We start from the raw sequence: 17,259 nt of genomic DNA, 5'->3' as shown, positions 1-17,259 counted from the left end.
TTTCCCCGTGATCGTTTCCCCCGCACGACACATCGCCGTCCTGGCCACCGCCTGCGCCCTCAGTCTGGGCCTTTCCGGCTGCGGTGGTGGCAGCCAGCAGGCCGATTCCCCCGAATCGGCGGCGTCATCCTCGGCCCCCGCACCCACCGACGGACCGGATTCCGCGGCCAGTGACACCGCGGCCCAGCCCACGGACACCCAGTCCAGTGAAGGGGAGTCGGCCACCAGCTGCCTCGACATGGCCAAGGAGCTGGACCGCAAGGACCAGATCGGTCAGCTGCTCATGGTGGGCACCAACACCGTGGAACCCGAACCGTCGGTGGCCGAGGCCATCAAGGAGTACGGCATCGGTTCCGTGCTCTACCTCGGCCCGGGGCCCCGCAGCCTGTCCGGCACCGCGAAGGTGGGGGAGAACCTGCAGGGCAATACGGGTGCCCAGCCTCCGCTGCTATTCGCGACGGACCAGGAGGGCGGTCAGGTGCAGCGGCTCGAGGGCGAGGGATTCTCTGACCTGCCGTCGGCCGTGACCCAGGGCAGGCTGTCCGAGGCCGAGCTGCGCTCGAAGTGGCTGACCTGGGGCCAGGAACTCAAGGATGCCGGGGTGCTCTATGACCTTGCCCCCGACGCCGACGTCGTTCCCGCCGGCACGGAGTCCGGCAATGCCGCCGTCGGTGCCCTGAAGCGCCACTACGGCAGCGATCCGGAGACTGTCTCGGCCAAGGCGACCGCCGTGGTGGAGGGGCTGAGGGATGCCGGTGTCGCGTCGAGCCTCAAGCACTATCCGGGACTGGGCCGAGCCGCGGTGAACACGGACTTCGGTTCCGCCACCGACGACGTCACCACCCTTGACGACACCGCCAGCTTCACCGGCCCGATGGCGGCCGGCGCGAGCTCGGTGATGATCAGCTCCACGATCTACTCCAAGGTCGATCCCGGGGTGCACGCGGTCTTCAGCTCCAAGATCATCACCGAGGGGCTGCGTGGCAAGGAGGGCTGGCAGAAGGTGGTGATCAGCGATGACCTGGGCGCCGCCGCGGCGGTCAAGGAGGTTCCCGTGGCCGAGCGCGCGGTGCGCTTCGTGCAGGCCGGCGGCGACCTCGTGATCAATGCCGATCCGTCCAGCGTCGGCGAGATGGCCGAGGGGCTGGCGAAGAAGGCCGACGAGGACCAGGCCTTCGCCGATGACCTGCCCGAGCACGCCGCCCGCGTCCTGGCACTGAAGGCCGAGGTCGGTCTGGTGGAGTGCAAGGCCTGATACATGCCCGCCGCGACCCTCGATCACCTCCGCACGGCCCAGCGGGTGCTCTGCTACGGCGTGACGGGCAGTGGCAAGTCGACGGCCGCGCTGGCCTTGGGCGCCTTGCTGGGGCTCCCGGTGCACCTGGTGGACGACGAGATCGGCTGGCTGCCTGGCTGGCGACAGCGCCCCGCCCCGGAGCAGCGCGAGCTGGCGGCATCCATGGTGGCGGAGCCCGGCTGGATCCTGGACTCCGCCTACGGGCACTGGCGCGACCTCGTGCTGCCCCGCGCCGAGGTCATCCTCGCGCTCGACTACCCGCGGTGGTTGACCTTGGCCCGCCTCGTCCGCCGGACCGTGCGGCGCGTGGTCACGAAGGAACCGCAGTGCAATGGCAATGTCGAGACGTTGCGGCAGACGTTCTCGTCGGAGTCGATCATCGCGTGGCACTCCCGTTCCTTCGCCAACAAGCGCCGGCGGATGCGGGCCTTCGAAGCCGCGACGGATGGCCCCGCGGTCCTGCGGCTGACGCACCCACGACAGCTCACGGAGTTGTTGGCTGAACTGCGCAATCCACCCGTGGGATGAGCACGAACCATGCACCGGACTGATGCGCGCGGCACTCCGGCGCGGTGGAATTGAGCCATGGACATCGACAAGACCCCCAAGACCGAGTTCGGCTGGATCCGGATGGGCTACTACTCGCTGGTGACCATGGCCATCTGGGTTGCCTGCTGGGTGGTGACGAAGCTGGTGACCAGTGCCATGGACTACGGCTGGATCGAGGCATCCTTCCCCGGGATGGGGCTTGCGATCGCGTGTGGTGTCGCGTGGGAGTACATGCGTCGGGACGAGGCCCGCAAGCAGGCTCACTGACCCGCCAGTTCGATGAGACCTCCACCCTTGCGGCTGGCCGCGGTGGCGCGGCTGGGACCAACGGGCGTCGGGTACCAGGCTGGGATAACCTCAGTGGGTACGTCGCGAGACGACTTCCGACGAGCTTGAGGACAAGATGAACGAGCCGCTGCACCGCTACACCGCCGAACTGGCCGGCCAGATCGAGACCGCCTGGCAGGACCGCTGGGAGGCCGAGGGCACCTTCCAGGCCCCGAACCCGGCCGGCCCCTGGGCCGAGCCCGACAAGGCCCAGGGACGCGAGAAGCTGCTGGTGCTGGACATGTTCCCCTACCCGTCGGGCTCCGGTCTGCACGTGGGGCACCCGCTGGGCTACATCGCCACCGACGTGTTCAGCCGGTACAACCGGATGCTCGGCAAGAACGTGCTGCACGCCATGGGTTACGACGCCTTCGGCCTGCCCGCCGAGCAGTACGCCATCGAGACCGGTACGCACCCGCGCGTCACCACCGAGGCGAACATCGTCACCTACAAGCGCCAACTGCGCCGTCTGGGCCTGGACCACGACGACCGTCGCAGCATCAAGACGATCGACCCCGGCTACTACAAGTGGACCCAGTGGATCTTCACCCAGATCTTCAACGCTTGGTACGACCCCGAGGCCGTGCGCGCCGACGGTGGTCTGGGCAAGGCGCGCCCGATCAGCGAACTGGTCGATGAACTGGCCAACGGCAGCCGAGAACTGGTGGGTGACTTCGCCGGACGCCAGTGGTCCGAGCTCAGCAACAAGGAGCAGGGCGACTACCTGGACGGCTTCCGCCTGACCTATGCCGACGAGGCGCCGGTCAACTGGGCGCCCGGTCTGGGCACCGTGCTGGCCAACGAGGAGGTCACCAACGAGGGTCGCAGCGAGCGCGGCAACTTCCCGGTCTTCAAGGCCAACCTGCGCCAGTGGAAGATGCGGATCACCGCCTACGCCGATCGGCTGGCCGAAGACCTGGACCGCGTCGAGTGGCCCGAGAACATCAAGGCGCTGCAGCGCAACTGGATCGGCAAGAGCCACGGCGCCCGCGTGCACTTCACGGGCCCGAACGGCGAGGACCTCGAGGTCTTCACCACCCGTCCCGACACGCTCTTCGGTGCCTCCTTCATGGTGCTGGCCCCCGAGCACCCGCTGGTCGCCTCGCTGGTCGGCGAGGGAACCAGCTGGCCCGAGGGCACCCGCGACGCGTGGACCGGCGGCGCAGCCACCCCGAAGCAGGCCGTCGAGGACTACCAGCGTGAGGCCGGCCGCAAGTCCGACGTCGAGCGCCAGATGGATGACAAGACCAAGACCGGCGTCTTCACCGGCGCCTGGGCCACCAATCCGGTCAACGGCGCCAAGGTGCCCGTCTTCATCGCCGACTACGTGCTGATGGGCTACGGCACCGGCGCGATCATGGCCGTGCCCAGTGGCGACGACCGTGACTTCGAGTTCGCGCAGGCCTTCGACATCGACATCATCGACGTGATCAGCCCCGTCGACGGCGACGGCAAGGCCCAGGCCGGCTGGGAGGGCACCGTCGCCGACGGCAAGGCCTTTACTGGCGAGGGCGTGTTGGTCAACTCCGCGAATGACAGCCTCGACCTGAACGGGATGAGCGTCACCGAGAGCAAGCAGGCGATGATCGCTTGGCTGGAGCAGCAGGGCACCGGCACCGGCACCGTCAACTACCGGATGCGCGACTGGCTGTTCAGCCGCCAGCGCTACTGGGGTGAGCCCTTCCCGGTGGTCTACGACGCCGACGGGGTGCCCCACGCGCTGCCCGAGAGCATGCTGCCGCTGGAGCTGCCCGAGGTGGACGACTACTCGCCGCGCACCTTCGCGCCCGACGACCGCGACTCGCGTCCCGAGGCGCCGCTGGCCCGCGCCACCGAGTGGGTCAACGTCACCCTCGACCTGGGCGACGGCCCCCAGCAGTACCGCCGCGAGACCAACACCATGCCCCAGTGGGCGGGCTCCTGCTGGTACTACCTGCGCTACCTGGATCCGGCCAATGACCAGGCCTTCGTCGACCCGGCCGTCGAGCAGTACTGGATGGGCAAGCACGACCAGGCCGCCGCCGGTGCCGTCTCCGGCAGCAAGGATCCGGGCGGTGTCGACCTCTACGTCGGTGGCGCCGAGCACGCGGTGCTGCACCTGCTCTACGCCCGCTTCTGGCACAAGGTGCTCTTCGACCTGGGCCACGTCAGCTCGGAGGAGCCCTTCCGCAAGTACTTCGCACAGGGCATGATCCAGGCCTACGCCTACACCGACGGCCGCGAGGTCTACGTGCCCGCCGCGGAGATCGAGGAGCGCGGCGAGGGCAAGGACACCACCTACTGGTACGACCCGAACGGTGATGGGGGCGAGCAAGTCACCCGTCGCGCCGGCAAGATGGGCAAGAGCCTCAAGAATGCCGTCAGCCCCGACGAGATGTACGAGGCCTACGGCGCCGACACGCTGCGCGTCTACGAGATGAGCATGGGTCCGCTGGACCTGAGCCGCCCGTGGGAGACCCGCGCCGTGGTCGGTTCGCAGCGTTTCCTGCAGCGGCTGTGGCGCAACATCGTCGACGAGCAGACCGGCGAGGTCGTGGTGGTGGACCAGCCGCTCGACCCCCAGACCGAGAAGGCGATGCACAAGACCATCGACGCGGTGCGCAAGGACTACGCCACGTTGGGCTTCAACACCGGCATCGCCCGCCTGATCGAGTTCAACAATGCTCTGACCAAGCTCGACGCCGTCCCCCGCGAGGCCGCCGAAGCCCTGGTGCTGATGACCGCCCCGGTGGCCCCGCACATCGCCGAGGAACTCTGGAAGCGTCTGGGGCATGGCGAGACGATCGCCTACGCCCCCTTCCCGGTGGCCGACCAGAGCAAGCTCGTCGACGACCAGGTGACCTGCGTGCTGCAGATCAAGGGCAAGGTGCGCGCCACGCTCGAGGTGAGCGCCGGCATCACGGAGGACGAGCTGAAGGCCCTGGCCCTGGCCCACCCGAAGGTCGTCGCGGCAACCGAGAACGGGGTGCGGACCGTGATCGTGCGGGCACCCAAGCTGGTGAACGTGGTCCCCGCCTGAGACCTCCCGTGACGAATGCCCCGCCAGACCGGCGGGGCATTCGTCATGTCGTGCCTGTTCACCGGGTGAGAGGACCAGGATCACGGGAGTGAAACACGACTGACGCCCGGGCGGCCTGCGCCACCACCGGCGCCTGGTGGGCAGCCGACGGCTACCTGGTGGTGCCGGGCAATGGCACCAATGACGACACGCTGCTGACGGCCGGGATCACCCGGGCCGCAGGTTTCGTGACGGCCATCGACGACGATGCCGACAATGTCCACGCCACCATCAGCGCCCGAGCCTTGAACCCGGAGCTCTTCATCGTGTCCAGGGCCAGCACGAAGGCCGTGATGCACAAGCTGGAGCCGGCCGGCGCGGACCGCGCCATCTCGCCCTATGTGATGGCGGGCCGACGAGCGGTGCAGCTGGCCACGCGTCCCGGCGCGGTGACCTGTCCTTCAGCCTGGAGGAGATCGGAGTCGATGCGCAGCTGGATGGCAAGTCCGTGGCCGACCTGCGTCGTCGCGGGATGGCAACCATGGCCATCCGCCACGACGACGGCAACTACGAGGCCAACCCGCCCGAGCACCGTGTGCTGCGCATGGGGGAGGCGCTGATCGTCTCCGGCTCGACCCAGGACATCGACGCCCTGGGGCCTAGCTCGCGCCGATGCCAACCCCCCGTTGGATCCGCTCGGGTTCGCGTGATCCGCTCGGGTTGCAACCCACTCGGATCACGGGAACCCAGGCGTCTTGGCCGCCACGCCTTCCCGACGGGACCCTGTGGACAGCTACTGGGTCAAGTGTCCCTGTGGACAGGTGAAAATTTTCGGGGCGCGCCGCACATAACGTAGGTATGAACACTTTCACCAGAGCACAGTTGGCCCAGCGGGGCGTGACCGACAGCGACATCCGACGACTCGTCGGCGAGGGGAGCCTTGCACGCGTCCGGCGCGGTGACTACCTGGACACGTCGACGCGTCCAGTGCCACAGTTCGAGGACAGGCATCGCATCCTGGTCCAGGCGACCTGGCCGCGCCTCCATTCGGGAGTCCTCAGTCACCACTCGGCCGCGGCCCTGCACGGGCTTCCGCTGCCGTCGCACGATCTGGGGCGGGTACACGTCACGCGGGTGGGGGATGCCGGCGGGGTGCGCCGTGCCAGCGTCCAGGTGCACCGCGCCCGCCTCGACGACGTCGAGGTGACCGAGGTGGACGGGTTGCCTGTGACCACCCTCGAGCGCACGGCGGCAGACCTCGCGAGGATCCTTACTCCGGACCGAGGGCTGGTCGTGGTTGACGCGGCGCTGCGGCAAGGGGCGGATCCGGTGCTGCTGGCGGAGATCGTCGAGATGCAGGGGCGGATGACGGGGGCGCCCCGGGCCAGGGCAATCGTGGCGCTGGGGGATCCACTGGCAGAAAGCGCCGGGGAGTCACGGAGCCGTTGGTTCATGCACGAGTTCAACCTGCCCGTCCCAGTGCTGCAGTTCTGGGTTGTCGATTCCCAGGGGAACCGGATCGGGCGCGCGGACTTTGCGTGGCCGGACCTGGGCGTCCTGGGCGAGTTCGACGGGTGGGTCAAGTACGGCCGTCTGTTGAAACCCGGGCAGCAGCTCTCCGACGTGCTGCGCGACGAGCGGTTCCGGGAGCAACGGATGCGCACCCAGGGATGGTGGGTGCATCGCTGGACCGATCCTGGGCTCCGGGTGCCTGCTGTGTGGAGCAAGGAGCTGGAGCAGGCACTGCGTTCTGGGCGCCCCCGGTGAAGACGCGTGGGTTCCCATGATCCGCGTGGGTTGCAACCCGAGCGGATCCCACGAACCCGAGCGGATCCCACGAACCCGAGCGGATCCCACGAACCCGAGCGGATCCCACAAACCCGAGCGGATCGCGGGAACCTGAGCGCCGTTGGTACGGGGGATCCGCGGGTAGCCTTGGTGACATGCCGAAGATGAATGTCGAGAGCTTCAACCTGGACCACACGCTGGTCGCCGCGCCCTACATCCGCGTCGCCGACCGCAAGGAGCTGCCGCAGGGTGACGTGCTGACCAAGTTCGACGTGCGTTTCTGCCAGCCGAACCAGGAGCACCTGGAGATGCCGGTGATCCACTCGCTGGAGCACACCATGGCCGAGAACTTCCGCAACCATGCCGACTACATCGTCGACTTCTCGCCGATGGGCTGCCAGACCGGCTTCTACCTGATCACCGTCGGGGACCATGAGCAGGCCGAGATCGAGGAACTGGTGGCGGCCACGCTCGGCGACGTGTTGCAGGCCACCGAGGTTCCCGCCGCCAACGAGGTGCAGTGCGGCTGGGGCGCCAACCACACTCTCGAGGAGGCCCAGGAGGCTGCCCGCGCCATGCTCGCCAAGCGCGACGAGTGGTCGCAGGTGATGGCATGACCCACATCCTGCTGCTGGCGGCGATGGCCGAGGAGACCGCACCCGTCATCGCGGGCCGCAGTTTCGATGCCGTCGAGGAGGGCCGCGTCTGGCGTGCCGTCGACGGTGAGCGCACCGTCACCCTGGTGACCTGCGGCATCGGCCTGGTGAACTCGGCCGCGGCCACCGCCGTCGCCATCGAACGACACCGGCCCGACGTGATCGTCTCCCTCGGATCGGCTGGTGGGCTGGGCAAGGACGTGCGGGTGGGCGACATCATCGTCGGCCGGTCCTACCGCTACGCCGACGCCGATGCGACGGCCTTCGGCTACGAGTACGGCCAGATCCCGTCGATGCCCGTCAGCTTCCCGGGCGACGAGCGCCTGCTGGGCCTGATGCAGGCTGACGACAGCGACGCCACCGTGCACCTGGGCGAGATCGTCAGCGGCAACTCCTTCGTTGCCGGTGAGCTGGCGCACACCCTGCGGGAACGCTTCCCCGAGGCTCTGGCGGCGGACATGGAGTCCACCGCCATTGCCCAGGTGGCGTGGGCGGCCAAGCTGCCCTTCGTCTGCGTGCGCTCGATCAGCGACCTGTGCGCACCGGAGGCGGGGCAGGACTTCAAGGGCAACATCGACGACGTCGCCGCCCGTTCCGCCGCCGCGGTGTGGCGCTTGGTGGCCCAGCTCTGACGCGAGCTCAGCGAACCTGGACGGCACGACGGAAACTGTCCTGGCCGATGGTGAACTTCTTGCCCGTGATGCGCTCGCCCAGTTCTCGGCTGGTGATCTCGTGCTGTCCGACGCTGACCAGCAGCTGCCGGTTGGCGGACTCCACCAGGTAGCGGGCGTCGTGGTCGGACAGTGCGTCGGCGGTGCCGAAGATGCCAAAACCGTTGGCATCGGAGAAGAGCGAGATGATCCACTCCAGCGCGTTCTGCGAGCGGGTGTTGCGTTGGCTCCGAGCCAACGCCCAGACGCTGGTGGCCTGGGGGTAGGCAGCCAGTACCGCGGCGTGGGCGCGGGAGCCCATCCTCTTGCCGGGGATTGTGTACGGCTGCATCGATGCCAGGTCGATCGGCTGGCGCATGGCGACCTCGCCCCGGTCCGTGGCCGTTTCGTCGACCAGCAGGTGGTCGACGCTGACGTCGAAGAGCTTCGCCATCTGCTTGAGGTTCTCGACGTCGGGCAGGCCCGCGCCGGACTCCCACTTGCTGACGGCCTGCCGGGAGACCGACAGGCGGTTGGACAGTTCGGCGTGCGAGAGGCCCGCGGTGGTGCGGCATTCGCGGATTCGGCCGGCGGTGGTCATGTGTGCTCCTGGGGCTCGTGGTTGGTGATCACGACGCTAGGCCCGGGCGGGGCCGTCGGCCTGTCATCGGAGGGACACGTCTGGATGCCGGCCCGCCATTCTCCGTTGCCCCCACCGTGACAAGGCGGTATGCCCAGAGCTGTCATGACCAGTCAGAGCTGTCGAAACTACTCAGAGCTGTCGAAACTACATCAGAGCTCGGTGACCTGCCACCAGCTGGCGGGCACCGCGGGCTTGCCGCAACTCTCGGGAAGTTCCAGCTCGTCGCTGGAGTGCTTGGTGATCTGCAGCGTCCAGCTGCGGCCGTCGCGGTGCGTTGCGGCCACCACGTCGCCGTCGACGGTGAACGCGACGGCTCCCGGATCGGTCTCGCCGGTGCCGCCTCGCAACCAGGCGTCCGCGACGCGGGCCAGCTGGGGCAGCTCGGAGCGCCCGCGGTCGTGGTGGGCGTCCAGGGCCAGTAGCTCGCCGTCCATCGCCCGGACGGCCAGAGACTCGGCCATGCGAGCCAGCATCTGGCGCGAGGGCAGCGCAAGGGCCGTGCAGGCGAAGCGGTGCCCTCCCAGATGGGTGGCCTCCCAGACCCGCTCGGGGAAGCGCGCCGCCAGCCGACGTGCCAGTGGGGCACCCTTGACGGCACAGCACACGTCGCGCTTGCCATTGGTGCACACCAGCAGGACCGGTTCGCAGGGCTGCAGGGGCGGCGGGGGAGTCTCGACGATGTCCAGGTCCGGCCATCCGTCGAGGAGGTGCAGGAGGGTTGCCGCGTTCTCGATGACGGTCTCGGCCACCCACGGTGCATGCATCGGGCCGGCCCCGACGACCAGGCGTCGTGGCCCGTCCTCGTCCGGGTGGGAGAGGGGGTTGCGGACCAGCAGCAGCCGTCCCTTTCGAGCCGCGACGGCGGCTTCCAGCCGTTGACCCAGCTCCGGATCCAGCCGGGACTGGGTGAAGGCCTTGGCGCCCCAGGGTCCGGGCTGTTCCAGCGCCACCCAGAAGCGCGCGTCGGGTGCCGTTCCCAGCGCGGGAATCCCGGCCCCGTCCCATCCGTCGCTGCATGTGGTCATGGTCTCCACCCTATGGCCCCGCCAGGGGGCGGAGCCGGTCCGACAGGACGTCCATGGCCTCGACGAACTGCTGGCGCCATTCCTGGGGCAGGCCGTCCAGGATGCTGGCCTCGAGGGCCAGCTGGCGGGGGAAGTAGTCGTCCACCATCCGGGCGCCGGTGGGGGTGATCTCGACCAGCGCGGAGCGACGGTCTGCAGGGTTCGGGCGTCGGGTGACCATGCCTCGACGCTCCAGCTTCGACAGCAGCTTGCCCATCGCCGCAGCGGAGCAGCCCCGTTGGTGGGCGAGCCGTCGGGCGATCGTGGGGCCTTCGGCATGACGGAGGAAGATGAGGACGGCGGTCTCCCCCTGGCTGATCGGCGCGCCCTCGTAGAGCGGGGCGAGGGCCTCCTCGTGCTGCTCCTGGAGGTGCCGCAGGCGTCCGAAGATCTCGATGGGGCTGACGTCGAGACCCGGAAAGTTCTCCTGCCAGGCTCGGGCCACCATCGTCTGCGGGGTCTCTGTCATGTCGCTCCTTTGGTAAACCAGTTGTCTATCGTGTTACGGTTTTTCGGAGTCTGATCGGATTCCGGAGTCCACCTCGAAAGTCTGCCAGTGAGTACCAGCACCATTCCATCGCCCGTCATCGAGTCAGCACAGGAGAGACGAGGGATGGGCGGGCTCGTGGCAGTTCTCGCCTTCCTCAGCGCGCTGGCCCCGCTGTCGATCGACATGTACGTCCCTGCCTTCCCGGCGATGGCCCGCTCCCTGGCCGTCCCGGCCGCCTCCATCCAGCTCTCCATGACCGCGTGCCTGGTGGGCATCGTCCTGGGTCAGCTGGTCGTCGGTCCGCTGAGCGACAAGATCGGACGTCGACGTCCGCTGCTGCTCGGCACCGCGGCCTTCGTGGGCTTCTCGCTGCTTGCCGCCATCGCTCCGAGCGCCGGTCTGCTGGTCGGCGCGCGCTTCCTGCAGGGCTTCTGCGGTGCCGTCGGCATGGTCGTGGCGCGCGCAGTGCTCACCGACCAGCTGCGTGGCACGGAGCTGGCCAAGGCCTACTCGGTGCTCATCATGGTGATAGGCGTCGCCCCCGTGATCGCTCCGGTGATCGGTGCGGCGGTGCTGCGCGTGGCCCCGTGGAATGCCATCTTCGTCGTGCTGGCGGCGGCCGGTCTGATCGCCCTGCTGCTCGCCGCCCGTCTGGTTCCCGAGAGCCATCCCGAGCACCTGCGCACGACAGGCAACCTCGGCGCGTCGACCCGCCCGATGATCGAGCTGGTCGCGTTGAAGCGCTTCCTCGGCATGGTTCTGACGCTCGGTGCTGCCTCGGCCGGAATGTTCGCCTACATCTCCGGCTCCACCTTCGTCTTCCAGGAGCACTACGGGATGTCGCCCACCGGCTACAGCATCGTCTTCGCCGTGAACTCCGCTGCCGTGATCCTCTCCTCGATGGTCTTCGGCCGTCTGTCGGCCCATTTCCCGTTGGAACGACTGCTGCCGCTGGGCATCGGCCTGAGCCTGACCGGGGCGCTGGCACAAGTGCTCTTCGACGTCGTCCACGGCGACACCATGGTGGTCACCTGGATCTGCCTGTTCGTCACCCAGCTGGGGTTGGCCTGGATCATCGGTTCGACGATGACCCTTGGGCAGACGCTCGCCCAGCATGCCTCGGGCGCCGGCTCGGCGCTGCTCGGGGCCGGGCAGTTCATCCTGGGTGCCGCCATCGCGCCGGTGGTGGGCTTCTTCGGGACCGGCGGCCCGTTGCCGATGGCCGTGATCATGCTGGTCGCCTATGCCGTCGCCGTACTGGTCTGGTTCGCCCTCGGCCGCACTGAGCCCAGCTGATCACGATCCGACGGTCGCCCAGACCTCGTCAGCGACGACGCCCCTCGCGAGAATTCGCGGGGGGCGTCGCATGTAGCACTCGGGTGCGAGGAGCGCCCAAGAGCCAGGTTGATCAGCCGAAGCGGCCGGTGATGTAGTCCTCGGTGGCCTTCTGGTCCGGGTTGGAGAAGATCTTCTCGGTGGCACCGATCTCGACCAGCTGGCCGGGCTTGCCGGTCGCGGCAAGGTTGAAGAAGGCCGTCTGGTCCGACACTCGAGCTGCCTGCTGCATGTTGTGCGTCACGATGACGACGGTGAACTTCTCCTTCAGTTCCTGGATCAGGTCCTCGATCGCCAGGGTGGAGATGGGGTCCAGGGCGGAGCAGGGCTCGTCCATCAGCAGCACCTCGGGCTCCACGGCGATGGCGCGGGCGATGCACAGACGCTGCTGCTGGCCACCCGACAGGCCGGTGCCGGCCTTGTCCAGGCGGTCCTTGACCTCATTCCACAGGTTGGCGCCCTGCAACGAGCGCTCCACCACCTCGTCGAGCTTGGCCTTGTTGGTGACGCCGTTGAGGCGCAGGCCCGCCACGACATTGTCGTAGATGCTCATCGATGGGAAGGGGTTGGGGCGCTGGAAGACCATGCCCACCAGACGGCGCACGGCCACCGGATCGACGCCGTCGCCGTACAGGTTCACGCCGTCGAGCAGGACCTCGCCGGTGCAGGTGGCGCCGGGAATGACCTCGTGCATGCGGTTCAGGGTGCGCAGCACGGTTGACTTGCCGCAGCCCGACGGGCCGATGAAGGCGGTGACGGTGCGGGGCTCCACGGTGAAGGAGACGCTGTCGACCGCGTGGAACTTGCCGTAGTAGATGTTGAGGTCCTTGACCTCGATGCGCTTGGCCATTGGTGTCTTCCTTGCTTACTTGTCGGCGATCTTGCCCATGCGGGCGATGCCGCGAGCAATGAGGTTGAGGATCATCACGAGCAGGACCAGGGTCAGTGCCGCGCCCCAGGCGCGCACCTCACCGGTGGAACCGACGGCGAAGCGACGGTCCTCGTTGATCATGGTCGGCAGGGAGCCCATGTTGGAGGCCAAGGGGCTCCAGTTGGTGCCGGTGGCGAAGGCCACCAGGATCAGCAGCGGGGCGGTCTCGCCCATCACGCGGGCCAGGCCGAGCACGATGCCGGTCAGGATGCCGGAGCTGCAGGTGGGGATGACCACCTTGAGGATGGTCTTCCACTTCGGCACGCCCAAGGCGTAGGAGGCCTCTCGCAGGCTGTCGGGCACCAGCTTCAGCATCTCCTCGGTGGAGCGCAGCACGGTGGGCAGCATCAGCAGCACCAACGCCAGGGAGGCGGCGAAGGTGGAGCGGTCCATGCCGCCGATCGTGATCACCAGGGCGAAGACGAACAGTGCCGCGACGATGGAGGGCACGCCGGACAGGATGTCGATGGCGAAGCTGACCACCTTGGCGGCCTTCGTCGCCCGGGCGTACTCGACGAGCCAGACGGCTCCCAGCACTGCGATCGGCACGGCGATCAACGACGTGATCAGGCCGATCAGCAGGGTGCCGATGATGGCGTGCTTGGCGCCACCGGCCGACGAGTTCTGGGTGGCCTGTCCCTCGTCGGAGGTCCACCATTGCAGGCTGAACTCCTTGGCCGTGCCAGCGGAGGAACCCTGGGGCTCCCCGATGCGGAGTTCCGTGGAGACCGCTGTGGGCTCCTTGCCCTTGGACAGGCCCTCGATCTGCTCGCCGACGCCGACGTACTTGCCGGACTCTGTGTAGCGATAGTCCAACGGGGACGCGGGTTCGGCGCCGCACTGCGACTGCTCGACGCGCACCCACTTGGACCCGTCCTTGGTGGCGCAGGTCTTGATGTAGTCGGGCTGTGCGGTGACGAGTGGGGCGGCGCCCTTGACGGCGACGGTTCCCAGGATCCACAACAGCGGGATGATGGCCAGCAGGCCTGCGAGCCACACGAATGCGGTGGCCGAGCGGTCGATGAGCTGACGCTTGCCCGACGGGGTTCGCAGCTCGATCTTCGACTCCCCGGCGGGTGCGGAGGTGGTGTTGACGGCGGTGCTCATGCCTTGACCTTTCCGGCGTTGGCGAGGGTACGGGCCACGGCGTTGACGACGAAGGTCAGCACGAACAGCACGAGGCCAGCAGCGATGTAGGCGCCGGTCTTGTCCGCGCTGTCCAGCTCGCCGGCGCCATTGGCGATCCGGGCGGCGAAGGTCTCGCCACCACCGAAGATGGAGAAGTCGAGCTCCTGCACTGTGGACAGGATGATCATCACGGCGACGGTCTCACCGAGTGCACGGCCCAGGCCGAGCATGGCGGCGGCCGTGACACCGGAGCGGCCGTAGGGAATCACCGCGGTACGGATCATCTCGGTCTTGGTGGCCCCCAGTGCCCAGGCGGCCTCGATGTTGTCACGTGGGGTCTGCGCGAAGACGTCGCGCGAGATCGAGGTGACGATCGGCAGGATCATGATTGCGAGGACGGTGGACGCGGTGAAGACGGTACCGGGGGAGGGCAGCAGCCCCGGCTTGAAGATGGGGATCCAGCCCAGGATCTTGGAGAGGAACTCACCCACCGGCACCAGGACCGGCCCGAGGACGCGGAGGCCCCACAGGCCGTAGACCACCGACGGGACGGCGGCCAGCAGGTCCACCATGAAGCCGATGGTGTTGGACAGGGCACCCTTGGCGTAGTGGGTGATCAGCAGGGCGACGCCGATGGCGATCGGCACGGCGATCATCATGGCGATGATCGAACTGAAGACCGTGGTCCACATCAGCCCGGAGATGCCGAAGCTGAACTTGCTGCCCAGGTCCCACTCGTTCGACGTGAGGAAGTTGGCGTTGTTGCGGCCCAGCGCCGGCACGGCGAGGGCCAGCAGGAAGACCGCGATGAAGCCCACGATGGTGACGATCAGGCCAGCCGACAGACCGGTGGCCGACTTGAAGGCCAGGTCTGCGCCCCGCTTGACCTCGTCGAGCTTCACGGGCGCGGTCTCGACGACGGGGGTGGAGGCCGCGGGCTTCTTGCTGGCCACGGCGCGCTTCACCGCGGGGGTGGGCGCCTCGGCGTGGGGCTCGTGGTGGTGGACGATGTCCGCGGGTGACTCGGCGGCGTCGACAGGCGGCGCACCGCGACGCGGTTCAGTGCCTGGTGTGGGCATGGATTTCCCTCTTCTGGTGGGTGCTGCAGGGTGCCGGTGGGGGCGGTCACAGTGAGAGGGAGTGGCCTCCTCTCTGGGCGAGGAGACCACTCCCAGGGTCACTGCAGTGGTGTCACGAGGACGCCTGGAAGGATCAGGCGATGGCCTTGATGGCTTCCTGGACCTTCGTCTGCATCGACTTCGGCAGCGGGGCATAGCCGGCATCCTCGAGCTGGCCCTGGCCCTCGTCCGAGGCGGTGTAGGTCAGGTAGTCCTTCAGCAGGGCGGTCTTGCCCGCATCCAGGCCCTTCGAGCAGACGATCTCGTAGGTGACCAGGATGGCCGGGTAGGCGTCGGCTTCCTTGATGTCGTACTTCAGACCGAGCTTGAGGTCATTGCCCTTGCCCTTGACCTCGGCACCCTCGACGGCCTTGCCGACCGTTTCGGGGGTGAGCTCCACGGCGCCGCCACCATTGTCGATCTTGGCGATGTTCAGGTTGTTGGACTGGGCGTAGCTCCACTCCATGTAGCTGATGGCGCCCTTGGTGGAGGACACGGCCTCGGCAACACCAGAGGAGCCGTCCTTGCCCTCGCCGGCCTTCATGGGCCACTTCTTGCCGGTCTCGGCGGTGAAGGCGGACGGGGCGGCGGCCTTCAGGTACTTGGTGACGTTCTCGGTGGTGCCCGACTCGCCGGAACGGTAGAAGACGGTGATCTTGTCGCCGGGCAGGGTGGCGTCAGGGTTGGCCTTCTTGATCGCCTCGTCGTTCCAGGTGGTGATCTTGCCGGCGAAGATGTTGGACAGGATCTCCGGGGTCAGCACGAGCTCGTCGACGCCGTCGAGGTTGAAGGCGAAGGCGACCGGGCCGACGACCATCGGCAGGTTCCAGGCCTCGTTGCCACCGCAACGCTTCTTGGCGGCGTCGGTCTCGATGGTGCCGTCGTCCTTCGGCTTGTCCTTCAGGGCCGAGTCCGAACCGGCCCAGTCGACCAGCTTGGCGTTGAAGTTGGTGATGCCCTTGCCGGAGCCGGTGGGGTTGTACTCGATGGTGCCCTTGTTTCCGCACTGGTCCTGGTATGACTTCTTCAGCTCGTCCATGGCGGTCTTCTGGGCGCTGGAACCCTCGCCCTTCAGGCTGCCGGCGGCGCTGGTCGCGGCCGTCCCGGCGTCATTGCCACCACAGGCGGCGAGGCTGAGGGTTCCGAGGATGGCGAGTGCTGCGTACTTGCCAGTGCGATTCATCGTCACGTTGTTCCTTGTGTCGCTCCCGCGGCAGCCGCCGCGCCGGGAGCACTGTGCCCCCCTGACGGTCACGGTAGGGAGAGGACGTGTCCTGTTTCTCCCCAGCTGGTTAACGCTCGGTGAACGTTGTCTCGAATCGCCGTCAGGGCAGTGGATGCTCCGTTGTCAGGAGGCACATTTGTGAGTTTCCACGGCGATCGGCTCGCCGTCCTCGTCCAGGTGCACCACCAGCACCTCGGCCGTCAGCATCGGGGCGTCGGTGACGAGCAGCCCCGTCCTCATGTCCGGGATGACCGGGCGGTGTCCGCAGACCGCCACCACGGAGCCCCTCTCCGCCGCCTGGCGCCGGAGACCCGCCATGAAGTGCTCCACCTGCGGGCCGTGCCCCTCGGCCTCCTCCTCGCTCAGCAGCCCGACGCCGGTCAGTGGCAGTTTGTGCATGCTCGCAAAGGGTTCCAGGGTCTGCAGGCAGCGGGTCGACGTGGAGGAGACCAGGTCACTGGTGCCGTAGGCGGCCAGCAGTGCAGAGATCCGCTTCGACTGGCGACGGCCCCGGCTGGACAGCGGTCGACGCTGGTCCGCGCCGCTCCAGTGCTTGCGCAGCATTGCCTTGCCATGCCGCACCAGCAGCACCGTCGCCCGGGACTCCAGGGCAAGGGCCTCCTCCAGGATGGCCGCCTCATTGGGATAGCTGAGCTTCTTGAGTGCCTTGTCGGCCGGCATCCAGACGGCCTTCTCGATCTCCTTGTCCGGCCGGCGACGTCGCTCGGACTCGATGACGCCCAGCCACCACTTCACCACCTTGGCGTGCTTGTCGACGGTGTACTTCGTGGTGCCCACCGGCAGGCCCAGATGGATCCGGACCCCCGTCTCCTCATGCACCTCCCGCACCGCGGTGGCGGGCAGGTCCTCGTCGGTCTTCGGCTTGCCCTTCGGCAAGGACCAGTCCTTGTAGGTTGATCGGCGCACGACCAGCACCTCGCGCCCATTCTTTGCGTCCCTGAGCACCACGGCTCCAGCCGCGGTGATCTTGCCCTTGCTGCCCATGTCTGCGCGTACCTGCCGTGCTCGTCGGGGTGGGTTGGCGGTGTGTGGCCGGGCG

At 67.9% G+C, this 17,259-nt stretch carries 17 protein-coding genes and 1 pseudogene; 10 read left to right on the top strand and 8 right to left on the bottom strand.

Annotated features, from left to right (window positions below; translation table 11 throughout):
- The first annotated feature begins 7 nt into the window (after positions 1 to 7).
- From EDD41_RS07225 to EDD41_RS07185, 9 genes and pseudogenes are all read left to right on the top strand, one after another.
- Complete coding sequence (locus tag EDD41_RS07225) at positions 8 to 1,255, top strand: glycoside hydrolase family 3 N-terminal domain-containing protein (protein ID WP_170165276.1); 1,248 nt, start codon at positions 8 to 10, stop codon at positions 1,253 to 1,255.
- Between the two features lie 3 nt (positions 1,256 to 1,258).
- Positions 1,259 to 1,825: a P-loop NTPase family protein gene (locus EDD41_RS07220; protein WP_123575432.1), complete on the top strand. Its 567-nt coding sequence runs from the start codon at positions 1,259 to 1,261 to the stop codon at positions 1,823 to 1,825.
- A 57-nt stretch (positions 1,826 to 1,882) separates the two neighbouring features.
- A complete protein-coding gene (locus tag EDD41_RS07215) occupies positions 1,883 to 2,113 on the top strand; it encodes a hypothetical protein (RefSeq protein WP_094763406.1) in 231 nt (76 codons plus the stop codon).
- A gap of 136 nt (positions 2,114 to 2,249) precedes the next feature.
- On the top strand, positions 2,250 to 5,192 hold the full coding sequence (leuS, locus tag EDD41_RS07210) for a leucine--tRNA ligase (RefSeq protein WP_123575431.1): 2,943 nt from the start codon (positions 2,250 to 2,252) through the stop codon (positions 5,190 to 5,192).
- A gap of 152 nt (positions 5,193 to 5,344) precedes the next feature.
- Positions 5,345 to 5,791: pseudogene (locus tag EDD41_RS07205) on the top strand (potassium channel family protein); the annotation flags it as partial.
- Positions 5,704 to 6,027 carry a hypothetical protein gene (locus EDD41_RS18150; RefSeq protein WP_425454350.1) on the top strand — a complete coding sequence of 108 codons (324 nt, stop codon included), beginning with the start codon at positions 5,704 to 5,706 and terminating at the stop codon, positions 6,025 to 6,027. The pseudogene EDD41_RS07205 and the gene EDD41_RS18150, both read left to right, overlap by 88 nt.
- A 2-nt stretch (positions 6,028 to 6,029) precedes the next feature.
- Complete coding sequence (locus EDD41_RS07195; protein WP_094763409.1) at positions 6,030 to 6,938, top strand: type IV toxin-antitoxin system AbiEi family antitoxin domain-containing protein; 909 nt, start codon at positions 6,030 to 6,032, stop codon at positions 6,936 to 6,938.
- Between the two features lie 176 nt (positions 6,939 to 7,114).
- On the top strand, positions 7,115 to 7,576 hold the full coding sequence (locus EDD41_RS07190; protein WP_123575428.1) for an S-ribosylhomocysteine lyase: 462 nt from the start codon (positions 7,115 to 7,117) through the stop codon (positions 7,574 to 7,576).
- Entirely contained in the window at positions 7,573 to 8,247 is a 675-nt protein-coding gene (locus tag EDD41_RS07185; protein WP_094763411.1) for a 5'-methylthioadenosine/adenosylhomocysteine nucleosidase, read from the top strand. Before EDD41_RS07190 ends, EDD41_RS07185 begins: the two co-directional genes overlap by 4 nt.
- Positions 8,248 to 8,254: 7 nt before the next feature.
- Here EDD41_RS07185 and EDD41_RS07180 read toward each other — a convergent pair whose 3' ends face one another.
- The 3 genes from EDD41_RS07180 to EDD41_RS07170 form a co-directional block, all read right to left on the bottom strand.
- Entirely contained in the window at positions 8,255 to 8,866 is a 612-nt protein-coding gene (locus tag EDD41_RS07180) for a helix-turn-helix transcriptional regulator (RefSeq protein WP_123575427.1), read from the bottom strand.
- A gap of 191 nt (positions 8,867 to 9,057) precedes the next feature.
- Complete coding sequence (locus EDD41_RS07175) at positions 9,058 to 9,933, bottom strand: ferredoxin family protein (RefSeq protein ID WP_148060499.1); 876 nt, start codon at positions 9,931 to 9,933, stop codon at positions 9,058 to 9,060.
- A gap of 10 nt (positions 9,934 to 9,943) precedes the next feature.
- Positions 9,944 to 10,441, bottom strand: a complete 498-nt coding sequence (locus EDD41_RS07170) for a MarR family winged helix-turn-helix transcriptional regulator (protein ID WP_123575425.1) — start codon at positions 10,439 to 10,441, stop codon at positions 9,944 to 9,946.
- Between the two features lie 144 nt (positions 10,442 to 10,585).
- On the opposite strand from EDD41_RS07170, the gene EDD41_RS07165 reads away from it, so the two are divergent.
- The gene (locus EDD41_RS07165; RefSeq protein ID WP_123575424.1) at positions 10,586 to 11,758 is read left to right on the top strand and encodes a multidrug effflux MFS transporter; all 1,173 of its coding nucleotides are present in this window, start codon (positions 10,586 to 10,588) and stop codon (positions 11,756 to 11,758) included.
- A 112-nt stretch (positions 11,759 to 11,870) separates the two neighbouring features.
- Here the strand turns inward: EDD41_RS07165 and pstB are convergent, their stop codons facing one another.
- The 5 genes from pstB to EDD41_RS07140 form a co-directional block, all read right to left on the bottom strand.
- Complete coding sequence (gene pstB, locus EDD41_RS07160) at positions 11,871 to 12,647, bottom strand: phosphate ABC transporter ATP-binding protein PstB (protein ID WP_094763416.1); 777 nt, start codon at positions 12,645 to 12,647, stop codon at positions 11,871 to 11,873.
- A gap of 15 nt (positions 12,648 to 12,662) precedes the next feature.
- Positions 12,663 to 13,835, bottom strand: a complete 1,173-nt coding sequence (gene pstA, locus EDD41_RS17960) for a phosphate ABC transporter permease PstA (protein ID WP_094763417.1) — start codon at positions 13,833 to 13,835, stop codon at positions 12,663 to 12,665.
- On the bottom strand, positions 13,832 to 14,935 hold the full coding sequence (gene pstC / locus EDD41_RS07150) for a phosphate ABC transporter permease subunit PstC (protein ID WP_123575423.1): 1,104 nt from the start codon (positions 14,933 to 14,935) through the stop codon (positions 13,832 to 13,834). The genes pstA and pstC overlap by 4 nt, the downstream gene beginning before the upstream one ends.
- 133 nt (positions 14,936 to 15,068) lie before the next feature.
- Positions 15,069 to 16,157, bottom strand: coding sequence for a phosphate ABC transporter substrate-binding protein PstS (gene pstS / locus EDD41_RS07145; protein ID WP_123575422.1), 1,089 nt, complete (start codon positions 16,155 to 16,157; stop codon positions 15,069 to 15,071).
- Between the two features lie 165 nt (positions 16,158 to 16,322).
- Positions 16,323 to 17,204, bottom strand: coding sequence for an NUDIX hydrolase (locus tag EDD41_RS07140; protein ID WP_094763420.1), 882 nt, complete (start codon positions 17,202 to 17,204; stop codon positions 16,323 to 16,325).
- Between the last annotated feature and the right edge of the window lie 55 nt (positions 17,205 to 17,259).

The organism is Luteococcus japonicus (genome assembly GCF_003752415.1).
Lineage (GTDB): Bacteria > Actinomycetota > Actinomycetes > Propionibacteriales > Propionibacteriaceae > Luteococcus > Luteococcus japonicus.
The sequence above is the reverse complement of the archived record's forward strand: the minus strand, read 5'-3'. Positions and strand labels throughout refer to the sequence as shown.